Here is a 21,963-nt window from a genome sequence, read left to right on the forward strand (position 1 = left end):
AGTGCCCGCCCCCCGGCAAGACAATCAGGGCATTACGTGCATTTACTCTCCGGTCACTCGGCGTGGAAGGTGGCGTCCGCCCGGTCGGTGGCCGTGCTCACCGCCTGCACGTTCAGCAGGTACTCCCAGTGGCGGACGTATCGCCCGGGGTAGTTGTACGACTCGTACGACACCCCCGCGGAGTCGGCCAGCCCGGCGCGCCGGTGGAAGGTGGCGTCGGCCGCGAACTGCGCGCTGCCGTCGTTGCGCTCCAGCCACACCTCGTAGTTCTTGTGCCGCAGGTAGTAGCCGGGGAAGTTGGCCGACTCCAGCGAGACGGTGCCGCTGCCGGCGAGGCCGGGCACGACGCGGAACTGCGAGTCGGCGAGCTTGGTGACGTTCGCCTCGATCCGGGCCCGGTAGTCCCAGTGGCGGATGTACCGGTCCGGGAAGTTGTACGAGGAGAAGCGCTGCGGGGTGACGCCGTCGGCGACCGGGATGCCGAAGTTCGGGGTGCCGTCGGCGTTCCAGTACACCTTCTGCACGCGGGTGCGGCGGTTGGGGTCGTTGAGCGGGTCGCCGCTGATGTCCTTGTAGCTGCGGTCGTGGTAGACGAGGATGTCGCTCTTGCCGTCCTCGGAGACGGTGAAGGAGTTGTGGCCCGGGCCGTACTGGCTGGTCGCGGCGCTGCTGGCGAAGACCGGAGTGGCGCTCTTGCTCCAGGAGGCCTGGCTGAGCAGGTTCGCGCCGGCGGAGGCGGTGAGCATGCCCAGGCAGTAGTTGCTGTCGGTGGCGCTCGCGGAGTACGTCATGAACACCTTGCCGCCGCGCTGGATGACGGCCGGGCCCTCGTTGACCTTGTAGCCGACGGTCTCCCAGGAGTAGGTGGGCCGCGACAGCATCACCGGGGTGCCGGTGATCGTCCAGGGGTTGGCCATCCTCGCCAGGTAGATGTCCGTGTTGTTGTTCACGGACGGGTCGCGCTGCGCCCAGGCCAGGTAGCGCACGCCGTTCACGACGAACGTGGTGGCGTCCAGGGAGAAGCTCTCCCACTGGGTCTTGATCTGCCCCTTCTCCGTCCAGGTGGCGGTGAGCGGGTTGGCGCCGGTGCCCTCCAGGACGTACATCCGGATCGCCCAGATGTCGTTCGTGGCGCCGGCGGCGAAGTACACGTACCACTTGCCGTCGATGAAGTGGATCTCCGGCGCCCAGATGTGCGCCCCCATCACACCGCTGGCGTGCTTGGTCCAGATGGTGGTCTCGGGGGCCGTCCTCAGCCCTTGGACGGTGGTCGCCCGGCGCAGCACGATGCGGTCGTACTCGGGGACGGTCGCGGTGAAGTAGTAGTAGCCGTCGGTGTGCTTGAAGATGTGCGGGTCGGCCCGCTTCTCCGCGATCGGGTTGGTGTACGTGACGGCGGGGGAGTCGGGCACGGCGGCCTGCGCGGGCGCGCCCGCGAGGCAGGTCGCCAGGGCGACCAGGGCGGCCATGAGGAGCCGTACGGCAGTGCGTCTCAAGGGAGGTCTCCGGAGGGGATCAGGAGGTGGGGCGAGCCGCCTCTGTCCGTGATATCGAACGCAGTTCGTGAATTCGGCCATGAATTCGGTCAGAAGATAAGTGGGGCTCTTACCCTCGTCAACGGTTCGGACAGGCAGGGTGCGCGAGACGGCCGGGTCGCTCATCGACGTGAAAACCATGTTCATCTAGCATGGGGTGCCGACGAAGACGCCGGTCGACCTAGGAGTTCCCTGATGGGCGAAGCGGAGCAGGGCCCGGCGGCGGGACGCGTCCCCGCCCCGGGCCTGCGCAGCACCCGGCAGCGCCGGGCCGTGCTCGACGCCCTGGGCCGCTGCCGCGAGTTCGTCTCCGCGCAGGAACTGCACGCCCTGCTGGCCGACTCCGGCAGCACCGTCGGCCTCACCACCGTCTACCGCACCCTGCGCGAACTGGACCGCGCCGGGTTCGTCGACGTCGTACGCGACGAGGGCGGTGAGCGGCTGTACCTGGGGCGGCCGACCGGTGAGCACCGCCACTACCTCATCTGCCGCCGCTGCGGGCGAAGCCGGCCCGTGGACGCGGAGACGGTCGAGGAGTGGGCCGCCCGGCTCGCCGAGATCACGGGCTTCTCGGAACTGGAGCACACCCTCGAACTCACCGGCGTCTGCGGCCCCTGCGGGCGCGAGCCGGCCCCGGCCGCCTGCCCGCCGGCCCGGTCAGCCGGAGAAGCGGGCCGTGCCCACGAGGACGCGTACGTCGAGGTCGGTGACCGCGTCCGCCGTGAGCCGGGCGGTGAACTCGGCGCGCACCCGCTCGACGGCCGCCGGTGACAGCCCGGCGAACATCCCGCGCGTCCCGCTGCCGGTGGCCAGGACCCAGGCCGTCTCCGGGGTCAGCGGCGTGTCGAACCGCCGCCGGACGACCCGGGGTTCGCCGCCGCCGAGGTCCGTCAGCCAGGCCGCGAGGGTGTCGGCGGAGTCGATCCGGGCCAGCTGCTCCCGCTGCGGCGGACGGGGCAGGTCGCGCTCCGTGCGGACCGCGTCCCACAGGGCCGACTGCCAGCCGCCGAGCGCGCCCTTCTCCCAGACCGTCACGACGAACCGGCCCCCGGGGCGCACCATCCGGGCAAGCGCGGCCGAGTCCCGGTCCATGTCGGGGAAGAAGAACACCCCGAGCGCGCACTGCACGACGTCGTAACCGTCGCCGGGCACGGGCCACGAGGTCACCTCGTGGTGGTGGAAGCGGATGTTGGGCAGGCCCTCCTCCCGCGCCCGGCGCTCGCCGATCGCCAGCAGCCCCTCCGCGAGGTCCACGGCGTCCACCCGGCCCGCCGGCCCCACGGCCCGCGCGGCCGGCAGCGCCGACGCGCCGGCCCCGCAGCAGGCGTCCAGCACCGACTCCCCGACGGCCGGGGCGGCCACCTCCGCCGTGGCCTCGCCGACCGGATCCCACAGCGCCCCGGACCAGCGGTGGAACTCCTCCGCTCCCGCGCTGAAGACGTCTCCGACGGTGTTCCGACCGGTGGTCATACGGCAGCCCCCCTCGTTTTCGGCCGAGTCTAGGCAGCAGGCGCACCCGGGGCGGGGCGATTTCCCTCAGTCGGGCGGCAGTTGGCGATCCGGCGCACTCCGTGGGGCAGGGGGCGGCGCGGTCGTGGCCCTGGGAATCACGTGGGTGGGCAGCACGAGGTGCCGCTCGCGGTCCGCGCCCGGGTCGTTGATGAGCGACAGGGCCAGCTCGCCGGCCTCCCGGCCGATCCGCGAGGGCGACTGCGCCACGGTGGTCAGATCGAACCACTGCGCCACCGGCTGGTCGTCGAAGCCGACGACCGACACCTGCCCGGGCACGTCGATCCGCGTCGCCCGCAGGGTCCAGATCACGGCGACCGCCACCTCGTCCTGCTCGGCGAAGACCGCGGTGGGCGGCTCCCGCAGCCCCAGCAGCCTGCCGACCGCCTCGGCGGCGCCCCGCTTGTCGCCCGCCGGGGTGGCCACCACCAGGTCGTCGTCCAGCGGGATGCCCGCCTCGGTGAGGGCCTGCCGGTAGCCGACCAGCCGTTCCTGCGAGCTGAAGGAGAAACCGCCGGCGCCCACCGTCTGCACGTAGGCGATCCGGCGGTGGCCGAGGTTGAGCAGGTGCCGGGTGCCGCGCAGCGCGCCGGCCACGTCGTCGACGTAGACGCTCGGGCGTCCGTCGACGTGCTGGCTGACGTAGACGACCGGCATGCCGAGCTTGTCCAGCCGCCCGGTCTCCTCCTCGGTGAGGTCGAAGGAGAACACCAGCAGCGCGTCCGCGTTGCGCCGGGCCGGGAGGTGCTCGAAGAACGCCCTGCGCTCCGCCATGCCGGGGATCACATACACCGTCAGGTCCATGCCGGCCGCCCGCAGGACGAGACCCAGACCGGACAGCGCCGCGCCCACGAACCACGAGGAGAGCGTGGGCACCAGCACCGCGACGCTGCCCGTCCTGCCCGTGACCAGGCTCGCGGCATGCCGGGAAGCCGCGAAGTCCAGGTCCCGCGCGGCCTGTTCGACCCGGGCGCGGACATCCGGCGAGACGGTGGTCAGACCGCGCAGGGTGCGCGAGACGGTGGAGACGGAGACCCCGGCCCGCTCGGCGACGTCGGCCATCGTGGGGTGCCGCTGACCTGGTGACATGCGTCGGACGCTAGCACAGCGACCTCGCGATCCGCGGCCCGTGCTGGTAGCGCTGTCTCACCTGATTCTTGCCTTCTTGAGGCGTTGGAGCACATTGACTTCCCGACGGGGCGCTCCTAGCGTGCAAACGTTGTCTCGACAGGATCGAAGTCGCCCCGGAGGGACGCCTCTTATCCGCTGTGACCTGCGTTTTTTATCAGCGGAATGCCGTGGCAACGCAATCTCATGACCAAAGCCATCCCGGGGGAACCGTCACGACTTCGGTACGTCACGACCAGGAGAGACAGTGAAGACCAGCACCGCCAGAGCGATCCAGTGTTCCGCAGCGCTCACCGCCGCCGGGCTCCTCCTCACCGCCTGCGGCTCGTCCGGCGGCTCCGGCTCCGCGCAGCCCGCGCCGGCCAAGTTCAACGGCCGCGGCCCCATCACCTACGTCGCGGGCAAGGACACCACCGGCACCGTCCAGACCATCATCGACCGCTGGAACAAGGCGCACCCCAAGGAGAAGGTCACCTTCATCCAGCTGCCCACGGACGCCGACTCGCAGCGCCAGCAGATGATCCAGAACGCGGAGACGAAGTCCGACGCCTACACGGTCCTCGCCACCGACGTCGTGTGGACGTCGGAGTTCGCCGCCCACCAGTGGATCGAGCCGCTGCCCGCGAACCGGTTCCCGCTCGGCAAGATGCTCCAGCCCGTCGTGGAGACCGGCAAGTACCGCGGCAAGCTCTACGCCGTCCCCGCCAGCTCCAACGGGGGCCTGCTGTTCTACCGCACCGACCTGCTGAAGAAGGCCGGCATCACGCAACCCCCCGCCACTTGGGCGCAGATGACCGCCGACTGCGCCAAGGTGAAGAAGCTCCCCGAGGCGAAGAACATGTCCTGCTACGCCGGGCAGTTCCAGAAGTACGAGGGCCTCACGGTGAACTTCGCCGAGGCCGTGAACTCCGCGGGCGGCCGCATCACCGACGCGAACGGCAAGCCCGACGTCGACACCCCGCAGGCGAAGAGGGGCCTCGACTTCCTCGTCAAGTCCTTCAAGGACGGCACGATCCCCAAGGAGGCCATCACCTACCAGGAGGAGGACGGCCGCCAGGCCTTCCAAGCCGGCAAGCTGGTCTTCCTCGACAACTGGCCCTACGTGTACTCGCTGGCCCAGAAGAGCGCCGTCAAGGGCAAGTTCGCCGTCGCGCCCCTGCCCGGCCTGAACGGCCCCGGCGCCTCCAGCCTCGGCGGCTCGAACCTGGCCCTGTCGTCCTTCGCCAAGCACAAGGCCACGGCCCTGGACTTCATGAAGTTCTTCACCAGCGAGGAGAGCGCCACCTACTTCCTCAAGAACGCCTCCCTCGCCCCGCCCTACGCCGACCTGTACGACAACGCCGCGCTGGACAAGCAGTATCCGTACCTGCCCGACCTCAAGCAGTCCATCACCAAGGCCGTGCCCCGCCCCCGCGTCGTGCAGTACGGCGACGTCACCGCCGCGATCCAGAACGAGGTCTACGCCGCCCTCACCGGCAAGAAGAGCAGCGCCCAGGCGCTCAAGGACCTGCAGGCCGACCTGCAGAAGCTGACGGCCCAGTGAGGGCGCGGATCATGGCCGACACCACGATCCCGCTCGACACCACCGCGACCGTGCCCGGGACGGCGGCCACCCGCCGCCCCGGGCGGTCCCCGGCCACGCGGCGCCCCCGCTCCCGCGCCACCGCCGGCTCCGGACGGCTGGCGGCACTGCTGGTCTCCCCGACCCTGCTCGTACTGACGATCGTCGTCCTCTACCCGACGCTCATGGCGCTCGACGAGTCCCTCTACGGGCCCAAGGGACTGGACCCCAGGACCGGATTCATCAGCGACACCGAGCCGTTCGTCGGCCTGAAGAACTACACCGACATCTTCACCCAGGCCGGCGACCGCTTCTGGAACGCCTTCTGGAACACCACGTTCTTCACCGTCGTCACCGTGTCACTGGAGACCGTGATCGGCGTGGCCATGGCCCTCATCATGCACAAGGCGTTCCGGGGCCGCGGCCTGGTGCGGGCGAGCATCCTCGTGCCCTGGGCCATCCCCACCGCCATCTCCGGACTGCTCTGGAAGTGGATCTTCAACGCCGACGGCATCGCCAACGTCCTCCTCGGACACCAGGTGCTGTGGACCGCCGACGGCTTCTCCGCCAAGGTCGCCGTGGTCATCGCCGACGTGTGGAAGACCGCCCCCTTCATCGGACTGCTCGTCCTGGCCGGCCTCCAGGTCGTCCCCAAGGAGGTCTACGAGGCGGCCCGGCTCGACGGGGCGAGCGCCCTGCAGCAGTTCTGGCGCATCACCCTGCCCCTGGTGAAACCCGCGCTGCTGGTCGCGGTGCTGTTCCGCTGCCTGGACGCGCTGCGGATGTTCGACCTGCCCTACATCCTCATCGGCGCCCAGAAGGGCTCCGTGGAGACCCTGTCCATGCTCGCCCAGAACGAGGCCTCCAACGTCCGCTTCGGACCGGCCTCCGCCTACGCGGTCCTGCTCTTCCTCTACGTCTTCCTCATCGCGCTCGCCTTCGTCCGGCTGCTCGGCGCCGACCTCATCGGAGAAGCGGGCGGCGCGAGAAAGAGCAGGCCGCGCAAGGCACGGGAGGTGACGGCATGATCCTCACGGCCAAGTGGCGGCAGTGGCTGCCGTATCTGGGCATCGCCGCGGTGGTGGCGTACTGCCTGGCCCCGTTCTACTGGATGCTGGTCTCCAGCCTCCGCCGCAGCAGCGACATCTTCAGCACGTCCCCGCTGCCCTCCCCGCTGTCCCTGGAGAACTACCGCTCGGTCTTCAGCCCCGCCCAGGGCTTCACCCGGGCACTGCTCAACAGCCTGATCGTCGCGGGCGTCACCACCGCGCTGTCCCTGCTGCTGGCGACCTTCACCGCCTACGCGATGGCCCGCCTGGAGTTCCGCTTCAAGCGGCTGATCCTCACGCTGATCATCGCCACCTCGATGTTCCCGGTGGTGTCGATCGTCGTGCCGCTGCTGAAACTGTTCACGGACATCGGCTGGATCAACACCTACCAGGCGATGATCGTGCCCAGCATGTCCTTCACGCTGCCGCTCGCGGTGTGGAACCTGACCACGTTCTTCCGGCAGATGCCGGACGAGCTGGAGCACGCCGCCATGGTCGACGGCTGCACCCGCGGCCAGGCCTTCCGCAAGGTCATCGTGCCGCTGGCCGCGCCGGGCATCTTCACCACCGCGATCATCACGTTCATCGCCGCCTGGAACGAGTTCCTCATCGCCCTGTCGATGACCAACAAGCCCGGCATGCAGACCGCGACCGTCGCCATCTCCAAGTTCTCCGGCGCCACCACCTACCAGACGCCGTTCGGCAGCCAGATGGCCGCGGGCGTCGTCGTGACCATCCCGCTGGTGGTCATGGTGCTGCTCTTCCAGCGCCGGATCGTCGCCGGGCTCACCGCCGGCGCGGCCAAGTAGCCACCGTCCCCGTCCTCTTGTGAGGAGTGCCATGCCCCGTCCCGCACCCTGGTGGCGCAGCGCCGTCATCTACCAGGTCTACATCCGCAGCTTCGCCGACGGCGACGGCGACGGCGTCGGCGACATCGCCGGCCTGCGCGCCCGCCTGCCCCATCTCAAGTCGCTGGGCGTGGACGCCATCTGGATCAACCCCTGGTACCGGTCGCCCATGGCCGACCACGGCTACGACGTCGCCGACTTCCGGGACATCGACCCGCTGTTCGGGACCCTCGCCGACGCCGAGCGGCTCATCGAGGAAGCGCACGCGCACGGCATCCGCGTCATCCCCGACATCGTGCCCAACCACACCTCCGACCAGCACGCCTGGTTCCGGGCTGCCCTGGCGGCCGGACCCGGCAGCCCCGAACGCGAGCGCTACGTCTTCCGCCCCGGGCGCGGCCCCGACGGGGCGCAGCCCCCGAACGACTGGGTCTCCTGCTTCGGCGGCCCGGCCTGGACCCGGCTGCCCGACGGCGACTGGTACCTCCACCTCTTCGCACCCCAGCAGCCCGACCTCAACTGGCAACACCCCGAGGTGCGGGCCGAGTTCGAGTCGATCCTGCGGTTCTGGTTCGGCCGGGGCGTCGACGGCTTCCGCATCGACGTCGCCCACGGCCTGGTCAAACACCCGGAGCTGCCCGACCTGCCGCCCCGCGCGGAACCGGCGGTGGCGGGACCGCTCACCCGCCGCGACGAGGTCCGGCCGCACCTGGACCATCCGCACTGGGACCGGGACGAGGTGCACGAGATCTACCGCGCCTGGCGCAAGGTCGCCGACGAGTTCCCCGGCGACCGCTCCTTCGTCGCCGAGGCCTGGGCGGACACCCCCGAACGCCTCGCCGCCTACGTCCGCCGGGACGGCCTGCACACCGCCTTCAACTTCGACTTCCTGATGTGCGGCTGGGACGCCAAGGACCTGCGCGCCGTCATCGACGACTCCCTCGCCATGCTCGGCGCGGTGGGCGCGCCCGCCACCTGGGTCCTGTCCAACCACGACGTGATGCGCCACCCCAGCCGCTACGGCCGCAGCGTCGCGCGCAGCTGGCTCGCCAACGCGCGGTACGAACCCGAAGGCCCCCTCGACCTGGAACTCGGCACCCGGCGCGCCCGCGCCGCCGCCCTGCTGATGCTCGCCCTGCCCGGCGGCGCCTACGTCTACCAGGGCGAGGAACTCGGCCTGCCCGAGGTCGAGGACCTGCCCGAGTCCGCCCTCCAGGACCCGATCTGGGAACGCTCCGGCCACACCGACCGGGGCCGCGACGGCTGCCGCGTCCCGATCCCCTGGTCCGGCCAGGCACCCCCGTACGGCTTCGGCCCCGCCGGAGCCACCCCCTGGCTGCCCCAGCCGGCCGACTGGGCCGGGCTGAGCGTCGAGGCGCAGACCGGCGACCCGGACTCCATGCTGGAGCTGTACCGCACGGCCCTGCGCATCCGCCGCGACCACCCCGCCCTCGGCGACGGCACCATGACCTGGCGGGACGTCCCGGAGGGGGTGCTGTCCTTCGGCCGCGACCCGGGCTTCGCCTGCGTGGTCAACCTCTCGCCCGAGCCGTACGCGCTGCCCGCCCACTCCGCGGTCCTCCTCTCCAGCGGCCCGCTGACGGACGGCGTGCTGGAGCCGGACCGGGCGGTGTGGCTGGCGGTGGACGAACACTAGGCGGAGCCGGTGCGCCTGGGTTCGTAGGAGAGCTGCTTGATGCGGCGCAGGGTCAGCGCGGTCTCGACGGACCGGACGCCTTCGAGTGCGCCGATCTTCTCGCTCAGGTACGTGTACAGGTCCCCGGCGCTGCGGTGCAGGCTGGCGGCGAAGATGTTGGCCTGGCCGGTGACGGCCGCGGCGAAGGGGACCTGGGGGTGCTCGGCGAGGACGCGGCCCACGGAGGCGAGGGCGGCCGGGGCCACCGTGAGCCACAGGATGGACTCCACCTCGTGGCCGAGCAGGCTCGTGTCGTGCTGGACGCGGAAGTAGAGCACTCCGGTGGACCGCAGCCACTCCAGGCGCCGCTTGACCACGGACTCCGACTGGCCGGTGGCCGACTGCAGTTCGGTGAGCGTGGCGCGGCCGTCGTGCCGCAGCACGTCGATCAGCGACTCGTCGTCCGCGTCCAGGGCGACCGGGCCCGCGGGCGCCGCGACGGGCGGCGGGCGCAGCGCCGCCTGCTCGTCGGGGGAGAGGGCGTCGGCCTTGTTCAGCCAGCCGAGCGCGCCGCCGTAGAACGGGTGCAGCACGCAGTGGGCGCTGACCGACGTGACGCGGGGTGTGCGCTGGAGCCGGTCGAGGAGGAGTTCGTCGCGGGCCTCCCGGTTGCGCGGCTTCATCATGCACATCACCTCCGTGCCGCCGGAGTTCAGGCTGACGTAGGAGGTGTCCGGGCGCCGGGCGAGCCCGCCCGCCAACTGCTCGGCCACGTCCGGGGTGCAGCGCAGCCGGACGATCCAGCTGCTGCGGCCGAGGCGGTTCTCGTCGGCCACGCCGAGCACCTTCAGCCGGGCGCGGGTGCGCAGCCGCCGGTACCGCCGGGCGACGGTCTGGTCGGAGACGCCGAGCACCTGCGCGATCCGGCTGAACGGCGCCCGCCCGTCCAGCTGGAGCGCCTGCAGCAGCTTCAGGTCGAGCGGATCGAGGGCGGCGCCCGGTTCCATCGCTGTCTCCTCCTCGCCTCGTGATCACGCACGGACTGCAAGGAGACCACGCCGGCGGCCGCCGTGGCGCAGCCGGTCGCGGGCTGGACGCACGGCACGCCCGGGCGATCCCGCGACGAGCCTTCGTCCGGCGGTCAGTGGGCCCGCACGGCCGGTTCGGCCGCCCGCGAGGCCGCGTCCGCCCTGCCGCCCGGGTGGCGCAGGGCGCACAGGAACCCGAGGCCCAGGGCGACGGCCATGCCGTAGAACACCCACTGGTTGGCCTCGGCGAAGTCCATGCGGACGGCGGCCATCGCGTCCCGCGTCGCCTCGGCGGCGGTGCCGGTGCCGGTGGGCGGCCGGGAGTCGCCGCTGCCCGTGACGGACTCGGTGACGTCACGGGCCACGGTGTCCGCGTCGCCGGCGGGCACGCCCCGGGACTCCAGGGTGCTCACCACGTTGCGGGTCGTGACGTGCGTGAGGATCGTGCCGTAGACGGCCAGACCCACGCTGGCCGCGTAGTTGCGCACGGTCTGGGTGATGCCGGTGACCTCGCCGTAGGACGCCCCGATGGCCCGGTTGACGGCGTCCGTCGAGGCGGGCGCGAGGACGAGGCCGATACCGGCCCCGGCCAGGGCCGCGTACGGCCACTGGTCGTGCATGGACAGGTCGGTGAGCTCGCCCGCCCACAGCGCGAACCCGGCGGCGCCCACCGCCGTGCCGAGTTTCAGGGCCGGGCGCGCGCCCTGCTTGTCCAGGATCCGGCCGCCCCACTGCGAGGCGATCGCGAAGCCCGCGAAGAAGTACAGCAGGAACAGCGCCGCCTGGTTCGGCGAGGCGCTCAGGGACACCTGCGCGTACACGGAGGCGAAGAAGAACAGCGGGACGAAGGCGAGCATCGCGAAGAACAGCACCGCCGCGTCCATGGTGAACGCCCGGTCCCGGAAGACCCGCAGGTCGATCAGCGGATGCGCCCGCTGCCGCTCGTAGCGGACGAACCCGTGGAGCACCACGAGGCCGCCCACGACGCACACCCAGGTCGCCCAGCTGTCCCACCCCCAGGACCAGGCCTGCTGGAAGCCCAGGACGCTCAGGCCCATGCCGGCCGCGACGAGGACGGCGCCCCGCACGTCCAGCATGCCCGGCCGCCGCCGGTCGGGAATGTGCGCCAGGGCCGTGAGCACCAGCGCCACGATCGCGACCGGGACGTTGACCCAGAAGACGGCCCGCCACGTCCAGCTCGTCAGCCAGCCGCCCAGCAGCGGGCCGAGGGCGGTCAGCGCGCCGGTGACGCCGAAGAACAGGGCGAGGGCGCGGCCGCGCCGCTCGACCGGGAAGACCGCCACCACCACGGCGAGGGCCGCCGGGAAGAGCAGGGCCGCCCCGAACCCCTGGACGGCGCGGAACACGATGAGCCAGGTCTGCGCGGCACCGCCCGCGGGGACGCAGCCGCACAGCACCGACGAGACGACGAACACCAGCGTGCCGATCACGACGACCCGGCGCGGCCCGTAGAGGTCGGCGAGGCGCCCGCCGAGGGCGAAGAACGCCGCGAGGGCCAGCAGGTAGGCGTTGACCACCCACTGCATGCCGGAGGACGACAGGCCCAGTTCGCGGACGATGTCCGGAGCCGCGATGGACACGATGGTCTGGTCGATGAAGGTCATGGCGACGGCGAACATCATCGCCGCCAGCGCCACCGTCTGCTGCGGAGCGGTTCGGGAAGGGGACGCGGTCCCGCGCCCCGGGCGCGTGCTGCTCACAAACCCAGTCTGCGCCCGGACATGTCAGGCCGCATCACAGGACAACTCTCGTCCCGGGCGGCACACCGATACCCCCGTACGCCTCTCGCGGCAACCCCTCGGTGGTGTGAGGACGACCTCCTCGGCCATGTGACCACGGCCCGCCGCCAATACCGCGTCGAGCGTGCAGGATGCGGGCACCGATGGAGAACAGGCACCCGAACGACGAGAGAGGCAGACGATGGTCCCAGCGGAACCGGAACCCCAGCGGATCGGCATACCGGCCGAGTCCACTGCGGGCGAGACCAGGGTGGCGGCCACGCCGGCCACCGTGGGGAGACTTGCCGCACTCGGGTACGACGTGGTGGTCGAACCGGGAGCGGGAGCCTCGTCCCGCTTCTCCGACGAGGCCTACGAGGAGGCGGGAGCCAGGCTCGGCGACCCGTGGCACGCGGAGATCGTGCTCAAGGTGAACGGGCCCTCCCGTGAGGAGATCGGCCGGCTGCGCGACGGGGCGACCCTGATCGCGCTGATCAGCCCCGCGCTCAACCCGGAACTGGTCGAGGAGCTGGCCCGGCGGCCGATCACCGTGCTCGCCATGGACGCCGTGCCGCGCATCTCGCGCGCCCAGTCCCTGGACGTCCTCAGCTCGATGGCGAACATCGCCGGCTACCGGGCCGTGGTCGAGGCCGCCCACGCCTTCGGCCGGTTCTTCACCGGCCAGGTCACCGCCGCCGGCAAGGTGCCGCCGGCGAAGGTCCTGGTGGCCGGAGCCGGCGTGGCCGGACTCGCGGCGATCGGCGCGGCCCGCAGCCTCGGCGCCGTGGTCCGCGCCACCGACCCCCGGCCCGAGGTCGCCGAGCAGGTCCGCTCCCTGGGCGGCGAGTTCCTGACGGTCTCCGCCGAGCAGGAGGTGAGCACCGACGGCTACGCCAAGGCCACCTCCGAGGACTACAACCGGCTCGCCGCGCAGCTCTACGCCGAGCAGGCCGCCGACGTCGACATCATCATCACCACCGCGCTCATCCCCGGCCGCCCGGCGCCGAGGCTGATCACCGCCGAGGACGTGGCGCGCATGAAGCCCGGCAGCGTCATCGTCGACATGGCCGCGGCCCAGGGCGGCAACGTCGAGGGCACGGTCCCGGGCAAGGCCGTCGTCACCGACAACGACGTGACGATCATCGGCTACACCGACCTGCCCGGCCGGCTCCCCGCCCAGGCCTCGCAGCTGTACGGCACCAACGTCGTCAACCTGATGAAGCTGCTCACGCCCGGCAAGGACGGCCGGCTCGTCCTCGACTTCGACGACGTGGTGCAGCGCTCGATCACCGTGGTCCGCGAGGGCGAGAAGACCTGGCCCCCGCCCCCGGTGCAGGTGTCCGCCGCACCGGCCCCCGCCACCGCGAAGAACGCCGCGGCGCCCGCCCCCGAGGCACCGGCCAAGCCCACCCGCCCCGCGTGGGCCTCCTACGCCCTGGTCGCCGCCGGGGCGCTCGCGCTGTTCCTCGTGACGGCCTTCTCACCCAGCGAACTCCTCGGCCACTTCACGGTGTTCGTCCTGGCGATCGTCATCGGCTTCTACGTCATCGGCAACGTGCACCACGCCCTGCACACCCCATTGATGTCGGTCACCAACGCCATCTCCGGGATCGTCGTGGTCGGCGCGCTGCTCCAGATCGGGCAGGGGAACACCGCCGTCACCGTGCTGTCGTTCGCCGCGATCCTGCTGGCGAGCATCAACATCTTCGGCGGATTCGCCGTCACCCGCCGCATGCTCGGCATGTTCTCGAAGGGCTGATCAGGGATGACCACAGACACGGCCGCACAGGCCGCCTACGTCGTCGCGGCGCTGCTGTTCATCCTCAGCCTCGCCGGCCTCTCGCAGCACCGCACCTCCCGCTCCGGGGTCGTCTGGGGCATCGCCGGCATGGTCGTCGCGCTGGCCGCCACCGTCGGTCTCGCCTCGCGCAGCATCTCCGCCACCGGACTGGTGCTGATCGCCGTCGCGACCGCCGTCGGCGCCGGCATCGGGCTCTGGCGGGCCCGGGTCGTCGAGATGACCGGCATGCCCGAGCTGATCGCCATCATGCACAGCCTCGTCGGCCTGGCCGCCGCGTTCGTCGGCTGGAACGGCTACCTCGACGTCGACGCCGAACTCTCCGGCTCGCTGCTCGGCATCCACCACGCCGAGGTGTTCATCGGCGTGTTCATCGGCGCCGTCACCTTCACCGGCTCGGTCGTCGCCTACCTGAAGCTCTCGGCGCGCATCGCCTCCCGCCCGCTGACCCTGCCGGGCAAGCACGTGCTGAACATCGGCGCCCTGGTCGCCTTCACCGGGCTGACCATCGCGTTCGTCGCCCGCCCGAACATGGGCCTGCTCATCGCCGTCACCGTGATCGCGCTCGCCCTGGGCGCGCACCTGGTCGCCTCGATCGGCGGCGGTGACATGCCGGTGGTCGTCTCCATGCTGAACAGCTACTCCGGCTGGGCGGCGGCCGCCTCGGGCTTCCTGCTCGCCAACAACCTGCTCATCGTCACCGGCGCGCTGGTCGGCTCCTCCGGTGCCTACCTGTCGTACATCATGTGCAAGGCGATGAACCGGTCCTTCCTCTCGGTGATCGCCGGCGGCTTCGGCACCCCCGCCGCCGCGTCCGACGAGGGCGAGCAGGGCGAGCACCGCGAGATCAGCGCCGAGGAGACCGCGGAACTCCTCGGCAACGCCACCTCGGTGATCATCACCCCGGGCTACGGCATGGCCGTCGCCCAGGCGCAGTACCCGGTCGCCGAACTCGCCCGCAAGCTGCGCGAGCGGGGCGTCGAGGTGCGCTTCGGCATCCACCCGGTCGCCGGCCGGCTGCCCGGGCACATGAACGTGCTGCTGGCCGAGGCGAACGTGCCGTACGACATCGTCCTGGAGATGGACGAGATCAACGACGACTTCGCCGCCACCTCGGTCGTCCTGGTCATCGGCGCCAACGACACGGTCAACCCGGCCGCCACCGACAACCCGTCGAGCCCCATCGCGGGCATGCCGGTGCTGCACGTGTGGGAGGCGGCGAACGTGGTCGTCTTCAAGCGGTCGATGGCCGCCGGGTACGCGGGCGTGCAGAACCCCCTGTTCTTCCGCGAGAACACCCAGATGCTCTTCGGCGACGCCAAGCAGCGGGTGGAGGACATCCTGCGCGGCTTGGACGCCCTCGACGCACCGGTCCCGGAGATGGCGGGCACGTCCCGCTGAACCACCGGCTGGGCAAGGGGAAGGGCCGGCCCGACACTGTCGGGCCGGCCCTTTCGCCGTGGTCACCGGGACGGGTCAGTCGTTGCCCGACTCCATCGCCGCGCGGTCCAGCCAGGCGTCCTCCTCCGAGACCGCGCCCCGGGAGGCGATGGCCTCGGCGCCGCCCTCGGGCAGCTCCGGCATGGTGCCGATCAGGCCGGTCGCGGCGGCCTGGGAGGCGCCGATGGTGGGGCTGCCGGTGCCGATCAGGCCGATGCCGGCGTACTGCTCCAGCTTGGCGCGCGAGTCGGCGATGTCCAGGTTGCGCATGGTGAGCTGGCCGATCCGGTCCACCGGGCCGAACGCGGAGTCCTCGGTGCGCTCCATGGACAGCTTGTCCGGGTGGTAGCTGAACGCCGGGCCGGTCGTGTCGAGGATCGAGTAGTCCTCGCCGCGCCGCAGCCGCAGCGTGACCTCGCCGGTGACGGCCGCGCCGACCCAGCGCTGGAGCGACTCGCGGATCATCAGCGCCTGCGGGTCCAGCCAGCGGCCCTCGTACATCAGCCGCCCGAGGCGCCGGCCCTCGGTGTGGTACTGGGCGAGGGTGTCCTCGTTGTGGATGGCGTTGACGAGGCGCTCGTAGGCGGCGTGCAGCAGGGCCATGCCGGGGGCCTCGTAGATGCCGCGGCTCTTGGCCTCGATGATCCGGTTCTCGATCTGGTCGGACATGCCCAGGCCGTGCCGGCCGCCGATGGCGTTGGCCTCCATGACCAGGTCGACGGCGGAGGCGAACTCCTTGCCGTTGATCGTCACGGGGCGGCCCTGGTCGAAGCCGATCGTCACGTCCTCGGTGGCGATCTCGACCGCGGGGTCCCAGAACTTGACGCCCATGATGGGCTCGACCGTCTCGATGCCGGTGTCCAGGTGCTCCAGGGTCTTGGCCTCGTGGGTGGCGCCCCAGATGTTGGCGTCGGTGGAGTACGCCTTCTCCGTGCTGTCGCGGTAGGGCAGGCCGTGGGCGACCAGCCACTCCGACATCTCCTTGCGGCCGCCCAGCTCGGTCACGAACGCCGCGTCCAGCCAGGGCTTGTAGATCCGCAGGTGCGGGTTGGCGAGCAGGCCGTAGCGGTAGAACCGCTCGATGTCGTTGCCCTTGAAGGTGGAGCCGTCGCCCCAGATCTGGACGTTGTCCTCCAGCATCGCCCGCACCAGCAGCGTGCCGGTGACGGCGCGCCCCAGCGGGGTGGTGTTGAAGTACGCCCGCCCGCCCGAGCGGATGTGGAACGCGCCGCAGGTCAGCGCGGCCAGGCCCTCCTCGACCAGCGCCGCGCGGCAGTCGACCAGGCGCGCGATCTCCGCGCCGTAGGTCTTGGCACGGCCGGGCACCGAGGCGATGTCGGGCTCGTCGTACTGGCCGATGTCGGCGGTGTAGGTGCACGGGACGGCGCCCTTGTCGCGCATCCACGCGACCGCGACGGAGGTGTCGAGACCGCCCGAGAAGGCGATGCCGACGCGCTCGCCGGCGGGCAGGGAGGTGAGGACCTTGGACATAGAAAGAGTATGTATCACTTTGCATAGTCATGCAAGCCGGGTGTGCGAAATCGGCGCTCGGACTGCTTGCGCTTCAGGAATCCGCCGCCTCTGAGCCGCCGCCGAACGCGCCGAGGATCCGCTCGGCCGCCAGCGTCGGGGTCAGCTCGCCGTCCCGTACCCGCTGCTCCAGCACGGGCGCCAGGGCCCGCACCGCCGGGTCGGCGTGCAGCCGGCCGAGGAGCTCGTCGCGGACCATGCCCCACGTCCAGTCGACCTGCTGGTCGCGCCGCTTGGCGGCGAGCCGGCCCGTGGAGTCCAGCAGCGTGCGGTGCTGCTCCAGGCGCTCCCACACCGCGTCCAGACCGGTCGACTCGCGGGCGCTGCAGTGCAGCACGGGCGGCGTCCAGAACGCGTCCTTGCCGTGCATCAGCCGCAGCGCGCCGGCCAGTTCCCGCGCGGCGGCCCGGGCGTCGCGCTCGTGCGGCCCGTCCGCCTTGTTGACGGCGATCACGTCGGCCAGCTCCAGCACGCCCTTCTTGATGCCCTGGAGCTGGTCGCCGGTGCGCGCGAGCGTGAGCAGCAGGAAGGTGTCGACCATGTTCGCGACGGCCGTCTCGGACTGCCCGACGCCGACCGTCTCCACCAGGATCACGTCGTAGCCGGCCGCCTCCATCACCACGATCGACTCGCGGGTGGCCTTGGCGACCCCGCCCAGCGTCCCGGCCGTGGGGGAGGGGCGCACGAACGCCGCCGGGTCCACCGCCAGGCGCTCCATGCGGGTCTTGTCGCCCAGGATGGAGCCGCCCGTACGGCTGGAGGACGGGTCGACGGCCAGCACCGCCACCCGGTGCCCGAGCGAGGTCAGCAGCGTGCCGAACGCGTCGATGAACGTCGACTTCCCCACGCCGGGCACCCCGCTGATCCCGATCCGCCGGGCCCGGCCGCTGTGCGGCAGCAGCGCGGTCAGCAACTCCTGGGCCAGCGCCCGGTGTTGCGGCCGGGTCGACTCGACGAGTGTGATGGCCCGGGCGATGATCGCCCGCTTCCCGTCGAGCACGCCCTTCACATACGCGTCGACATCGATCACAGGTCGTGCCCGAGGTCGTCCGACAGTCGCTTCACGAGGTCGTACGCCGCGTCCGGGATCACCGTCCCGGGCGGGAAGACGGCCGCCGCTCCCATCTCCAGCAGCGTCGGCACGTCCTGCGGCGGGATCACCCCGCCGACCACGACCATGATGTCCTCGCGGCCCTCCTCGGCCAGCGCCTCGCGCAGCGCCGGGACGAGGGTGAGGTGACCGGCCGCCAGCGACGAGACGCCGACGATGTGCACGTCCGCCTCGACGGCCTGCCGGGCCACCTCGGCGGGCGTCTGGAACAGCGGGCCGACGTCCACGTCGAAACCGAGGTCGGCGAAGGCGGTGCCGATCACCTTCTGGCCGCGGTCGTGGCCGTCCTGGCCCATCTTGGCGACCAGGATGCGCGGGCGGCGGCCCTCGGCCTCCTCGAAGGCGGACACCAGGGTGCGGGTGCGGTCCACGCTCGGGGACTCTCCCGTCTCGTTGCGGTACACGCCGGTGATCGTACGGATCTGGCTCGCGTGCCGGCCGTACACCTTCTCCAGGGCGTCGGAGATCTCCCCGACCGTGGCCTTGGCGCGGGCCGCGTGCACGGCCAGCTCCAGCAGGTTGCCCTCGCCCGCGGCGGCCCGGGTCAGCGCGTCCAGCGCGTCCCGGCAGGCCGTCTCGTCGCGCTCCGCGCGCAGCCGTCGCAGCTTCTCGATCTGCTGGGCGCGCACCGAGGAGTTGTCGACCTTGAGCACGTCGATCTGCTCGTCGGTCTCCACCCGGTACTTGTTGACGCCGATGACCGGCTGACGGCCCGAGTCGATCCGGGCCTGCGTACGGGCCGCGGCCTCCTCGATGCGCAGCTTCGGGATGCCCGCGTCGATGGCCTTGGCCATGCCGCCCGCGGCCTCGACCTCCTGGATGTGCTGCCAGGCCCGCCGCGCCAGGTCGTACGTCAGCCTCTCCACGTACGCGCTGCCGCCCCACGGGTCGATGACCCGGGTCGTGCCGGACTCCTGCTGGAGCAGCAGCTGGGTGTTGCGGGCGATGCGCGCCGAGAAGTCGGTCGGCAGGGCGAGCGCCTCGTCGAGCGCGTTGGTGTGCAGCGACTGCGTGTGGCCCTGCGTGGCCGCCATCGCCTCGACACAGGTGCGCGTGACGTTGTTGAACACGTCCTGCGCGGTGAGCGACCAGCCCGAGGTCTGCGAATGGGTGCGCAGGGAAAGGGACTTGGCGTTCTGCGGGTCGAACTGCTTCACCAGCTTCGCCCACAGCAGCCGCGCCGCGCGCAGCTTGGCGACCTCCATGAAGAAGTTCATGCCGATCGCCCAGAAGAACGACAGCCGGGGTGCGAACGCGTCCACGTCCAGGCCGGCTTCACGGCCCGCGCGGATGTACTCCACGCCGTCCGCGAGCGTGTACGCCAGCTCCAGGTCGGCCGTCGCACCGGCCTCCTGGATGTGGTAGCCGGAGATGGAGATGGAGTTGTAGCGCGGCATCCGCTGCGAGGTGAAGGCGAAGATGTCGGAGATGATCCGCATCGACGGCTTCGGCGGATAGATGTAGGTGTTGCGGACCATGAACTCCTTGAGGATGTCGTTCTGGATGGTCCCCGCCAGCATCGTAGGCGGCACACCCTGCTCCTCCGCCGCCACGATGTACAGCGCCAGCACCGGCAGCACGGCGCCGTTCATCGTCATCGACACCGTCATCTTGTCCAGCGGGATCCCGTCGAACAGCTGCCGCATGTCGAGGATCGAGTCGATGGCCACGCCCGCCATGCCGACGTCACCGGTCACCCGCGGGTGGTCGCTGTCGTAACCCCGGTGCGTGGGCAGGTCGAAGGCGACCGACAGGCCCTTCTGCCCGGCCGCGAGGTTGCGCCGGTAGAAGGCGTTGGACTCCTCGGCCGTGGAGAAACCGGCGTACTGCCGGATCGTCCAGGGCTGGTTGACGTACATCGTCGGGTACGGCCCGCGCAGGTACGGCGCCGCGCCCGGGTACGTGTCCAGGAAGTCCAGGCCCTCCAGGTCACGGCCGGTGTACAGCGGCTTGACCGCGATGCCCTCCGGGGTCTCCCACAGCAGGTCGTCCCCGCCGGAGGCGTTCTTGACCGCCGCGCGCCACTCGTCGGGCGTGCCGTCGGCGGCCGGGACGCCCAGCTCGATCCCGGAGAAGTCGGGGACGGACGGGCCGGAAGGGGCGGTCATCGGGACACTCCCATGCGGTCGAGGGTCGCGGACAGCACGGCCACGGCGTCGCAGCCCGCGAAGACGTACGCGTCGACACCCGGATACTCCCCGGGCCGCCCGGCGAGGAACACGTGCGAGGCGCCCGCCTCCTTGAGTTCCGCGGCCCGGGCCGCCGCCTGCTCCTCGTACAGGGCGTCGCTGGAGCACAGCACGGCCTCGCGCGCGCCGCTGTCCGCGAACGTGCCCTCGGTGACCGGCTCGATGCCGCCCGCCTGGAACAGGTTCGCGGCGAAGGTGAGGCGCGCGGTGTGGGCGGCGGCCGGGCCGAGCGCGGCGAGGTAGATCCGGGGCCGGGAGCCGGTCGCGGTCAGGTGCGCGTCCGAGCGGGCGCGCAGCGCCTCGAATGCCTCGTCGCGGCGCACCCGCGGCAGGCCGCCGGACGGCTGCTCCGGCGCGCTCTCGCGCACCACGGGCTTCTCCGCCAGGAACGGGAACTCGCTGACGCCGGTGACGGGTTCGCGCCGCTTGGCCAGCCTGGCGGTCCGCGCCTGCCAGGTCTCGGCGAGGTCCCGCTCGACCTCACCCGAGCGCAGCGCGGCCGCCATGCCGCCGAGCCGCTCGATGCGCTGGAAGAACTCCCAGCCCGCGTGGGCGAGTTCGTCCGTGAGCCGCTCCACGTACCAGGAGCCGCCCGCCGGGTCGATCACCCGGGCCAGGTGCGACTCCTCGATGAGGATCGTCGAGGTGTTGCGGGCGATGCGGCGCGCGAACGCGTCGGGCAGGCCGAGGGCGTGGTCGAAGGGCAGCACCGTCACCGCGTCGGCCGCGCCCGCGCCCGCGGCGAGCGTGGCGATGGTGGTGCGCAGCATGTTCACCCACGGGTCGCGCCGGGTCATCATCACCGGCGAGGTGACGACGTGCTGGAGCTGCGCTCCCGCGCGCGGGGCGCCGCAGACCTCGGCGACCCGGGCCCACAGCCGGCGCGCGGCCCGCAGCTTGGCGATGGTGAGGAACTGGTCGGCGGTCGCCGCGTACCGGAACTCCAGCTGTCCACAGGCCTGTTCGACGCTCAGGCCCGCCTCGGTCAGCTCCCGCAGGTACGCCACCGCCGTCGCCAGCGAGGCGCCCAGTTCCTGCGCGGCCGAACCACCGGCCTCGTGGTACGGCAGCGCGTCCACGGTCAGCGCCCGCAGCCCCGGGTACTGCGCGGCGCACAGCCGCGCGAGCTCCGTGGCCGGCGCGGTGTCACCCCGCTGCCCGGTCCGGGCCTCGTACCCGAGGGGATCCGCGCCCAGGCTGCCGCGCGCCGCGTCCCGGGCGACTCCCCGCTCCTCGTACAGCCGCAGCAACTCCCGCGCGGCGGACTCGGTTTCGCGTCCCGCGTCGAGGGCTACGGGGGCCAGATCGAGGTAGACGCCGTCGAGGACCCGGCCCAGTTCCGCGACCGGGATTCCGCCGTCCCCGACCGTCAGCCAGAGGGACGAGACGCCGTTCTCCAGGTCCGCGAGGACCGCGTCGCGGTCGGCCGTCGTGTGCCGCTGCCGTACGTCCCAGCCGCCGACCGTGTTCCCCTCGGCCCGGCCGCCCCGCACAAAGGGCGCGAACCCGGGGAACCCCGGCTCGGGCGCGGTGTCGTGCGAGGTGTAGAGGGGCCGGGTGCGCAACCCGTCCTCCAACGCGGTGGACAGGGCTTCCTCGGCCTCGGCCCCCTCGACGTCCTTGCCCGACTTGCGCAGCACACCCGCAACCAGGCGCTGCCACTGCTCGTGGGGAACGTCAGGGAACTCGCCGGCCAGCTCAAGCCCGTCGTCAGGCAGGACCGTCATGCTCGGATGCTAGGACACGAGCACGAAGGAGCAGCAGAGGGCGCGGCTGTGACCTTTCCCTCCCCCTGAATGTGACCTCTGTGACATGCCGCCGGGGCGGCGTACGCCGACGGGGTGTCGGTGTGCGCCGCCCTC

16 protein-coding genes are annotated in these 21,963 nt (G+C 71.6%); 7 read left to right on the forward strand and 9 right to left on the reverse strand.

What is annotated here, in order from left to right; translation table 11 throughout:
• Positions 1–53: 53 nt before the first annotated feature.
• A complete protein-coding gene (locus tag C1703_RS32115; RefSeq protein WP_114256112.1) occupies positions 54–1,469 on the reverse strand; it encodes a family 43 glycosylhydrolase in 1,416 nt (471 codons plus the stop codon).
• A 261-nt stretch (positions 1,470–1,730) separates the two neighbouring features.
• Here C1703_RS32115 and C1703_RS32120 point away from each other — a divergent pair, with 261 nt between their 5' ends.
• Positions 1,731–2,306 carry a transcriptional repressor gene (locus C1703_RS32120; RefSeq protein WP_114256113.1) on the forward strand — a complete coding sequence of 192 codons (576 nt, stop codon included), beginning with the start codon at positions 1,731–1,733 and terminating at the stop codon, positions 2,304–2,306.
• Here the strand turns inward: C1703_RS32120 and C1703_RS32125 are convergent.
• Together C1703_RS32125 and C1703_RS32130 are read right to left on the reverse strand one after the other, a co-directional pair.
• Positions 2,193–3,005 carry a class I SAM-dependent methyltransferase gene (locus C1703_RS32125; RefSeq protein WP_198678335.1) on the reverse strand — a complete coding sequence of 271 codons (813 nt, stop codon included), beginning with the start codon at positions 3,003–3,005 and terminating at the stop codon, positions 2,193–2,195. The two genes, C1703_RS32120 and C1703_RS32125, sit on opposite strands and share 114 nt — an antisense overlap.
• A 66-nt stretch (positions 3,006–3,071) precedes the next feature.
• On the reverse strand, positions 3,072–4,106 hold the full coding sequence (locus C1703_RS32130; RefSeq protein WP_114256114.1) for a LacI family DNA-binding transcriptional regulator: 1,035 nt from the start codon (positions 4,104–4,106) through the stop codon (positions 3,072–3,074).
• A gap of 313 nt (positions 4,107–4,419) precedes the next feature.
• Between C1703_RS32130 and C1703_RS32135 the strand changes: the two genes are divergently transcribed.
• From C1703_RS32135 to C1703_RS32150, 4 genes are read left to right on the forward strand one after another with little or no spacing between them, the layout of a single operon-like run.
• The gene (locus C1703_RS32135) at positions 4,420–5,715 is read left to right on the forward strand and encodes an ABC transporter substrate-binding protein (protein ID WP_114256115.1); all 1,296 of its coding nucleotides are present in this window, start codon (positions 4,420–4,422) and stop codon (positions 5,713–5,715) included.
• Between the two features lie 11 nt (positions 5,716–5,726).
• Positions 5,727–6,761 carry a sugar ABC transporter permease gene (locus C1703_RS32140; protein ID WP_114257694.1) on the forward strand — a complete coding sequence of 345 codons (1,035 nt, stop codon included), beginning with the start codon at positions 5,727–5,729 and terminating at the stop codon, positions 6,759–6,761.
• A complete protein-coding gene (locus tag C1703_RS32145) occupies positions 6,758–7,591 on the forward strand; it encodes a carbohydrate ABC transporter permease (protein ID WP_114256116.1) in 834 nt (277 codons plus the stop codon). The genes C1703_RS32140 and C1703_RS32145 overlap by 4 nt, the downstream gene beginning before the upstream one ends.
• A 31-nt stretch (positions 7,592–7,622) precedes the next feature.
• Positions 7,623–9,287, forward strand: a complete 1,665-nt coding sequence (locus C1703_RS32150; RefSeq protein ID WP_114256117.1) for an alpha-amylase family glycosyl hydrolase — start codon at positions 7,623–7,625, stop codon at positions 9,285–9,287.
• On the opposite strand, the gene C1703_RS32155 is transcribed toward C1703_RS32150, so the two are convergent.
• Complete coding sequence (locus C1703_RS32155) at positions 9,284–10,273, reverse strand: Lrp/AsnC family transcriptional regulator (RefSeq protein WP_114256118.1); 990 nt, start codon at positions 10,271–10,273, stop codon at positions 9,284–9,286. The two genes, C1703_RS32150 and C1703_RS32155, sit on opposite strands and share 4 nt — an antisense overlap.
• Positions 10,274–10,407: 134 nt before the next feature.
• Entirely contained in the window at positions 10,408–11,937 is a 1,530-nt protein-coding gene (locus C1703_RS32160) for an MFS transporter (protein WP_114257695.1), read from the reverse strand.
• Positions 11,938–12,235: 298 nt separating this feature from the next.
• Here C1703_RS32160 and C1703_RS32165 point away from each other — a divergent pair, with 298 nt between their 5' ends.
• Entirely contained in the window at positions 12,236–13,792 is a 1,557-nt protein-coding gene (locus tag C1703_RS32165; RefSeq protein ID WP_114256119.1) for a Re/Si-specific NAD(P)(+) transhydrogenase subunit alpha, read from the forward strand.
• Positions 13,793–13,798: 6 nt separating this feature from the next.
• Positions 13,799–15,232, forward strand: coding sequence for a Re/Si-specific NAD(P)(+) transhydrogenase subunit beta (pntB, locus tag C1703_RS32170; RefSeq protein WP_114256120.1), 1,434 nt, complete (start codon positions 13,799–13,801; stop codon positions 15,230–15,232).
• 75 nt (positions 15,233–15,307) lie between these two features.
• Here pntB and argG read toward each other — a convergent pair whose 3' ends face one another.
• From argG to C1703_RS32190, 4 genes are all read right to left on the reverse strand, one after another.
• Positions 15,308–16,762 carry an argininosuccinate synthase gene (argG, locus tag C1703_RS32175; RefSeq protein WP_114256121.1) on the reverse strand — a complete coding sequence of 485 codons (1,455 nt, stop codon included), beginning with the start codon at positions 16,760–16,762 and terminating at the stop codon, positions 15,308–15,310.
• A 73-nt stretch (positions 16,763–16,835) separates the two neighbouring features.
• On the reverse strand, positions 16,836–17,831 hold the full coding sequence (meaB, locus tag C1703_RS32180; RefSeq protein ID WP_114256122.1) for a methylmalonyl Co-A mutase-associated GTPase MeaB: 996 nt from the start codon (positions 17,829–17,831) through the stop codon (positions 16,836–16,838).
• Positions 17,828–20,020: a methylmalonyl-CoA mutase gene (gene scpA, locus C1703_RS32185; RefSeq protein WP_114256123.1), complete on the reverse strand. Its 2,193-nt coding sequence runs from the start codon at positions 20,018–20,020 to the stop codon at positions 17,828–17,830. The genes meaB and scpA overlap by 4 nt, the downstream gene beginning before the upstream one ends.
• Positions 20,017–21,828 (reverse strand): methylmalonyl-CoA mutase family protein, encoded by a 1,812-nt coding sequence (locus C1703_RS32190; protein ID WP_114256124.1) that lies wholly within the window; start codon positions 21,826–21,828, stop codon positions 20,017–20,019. Before C1703_RS32190 ends, scpA begins: the two co-directional genes overlap by 4 nt.
• Between the last annotated feature and the right edge of the window lie 135 nt (positions 21,829–21,963).

Source organism: Streptomyces sp. Go-475 (genome assembly GCF_003330845.1).
Taxonomy (GTDB): Bacteria; Actinomycetota; Actinomycetes; order Streptomycetales; family Streptomycetaceae; genus Streptomyces.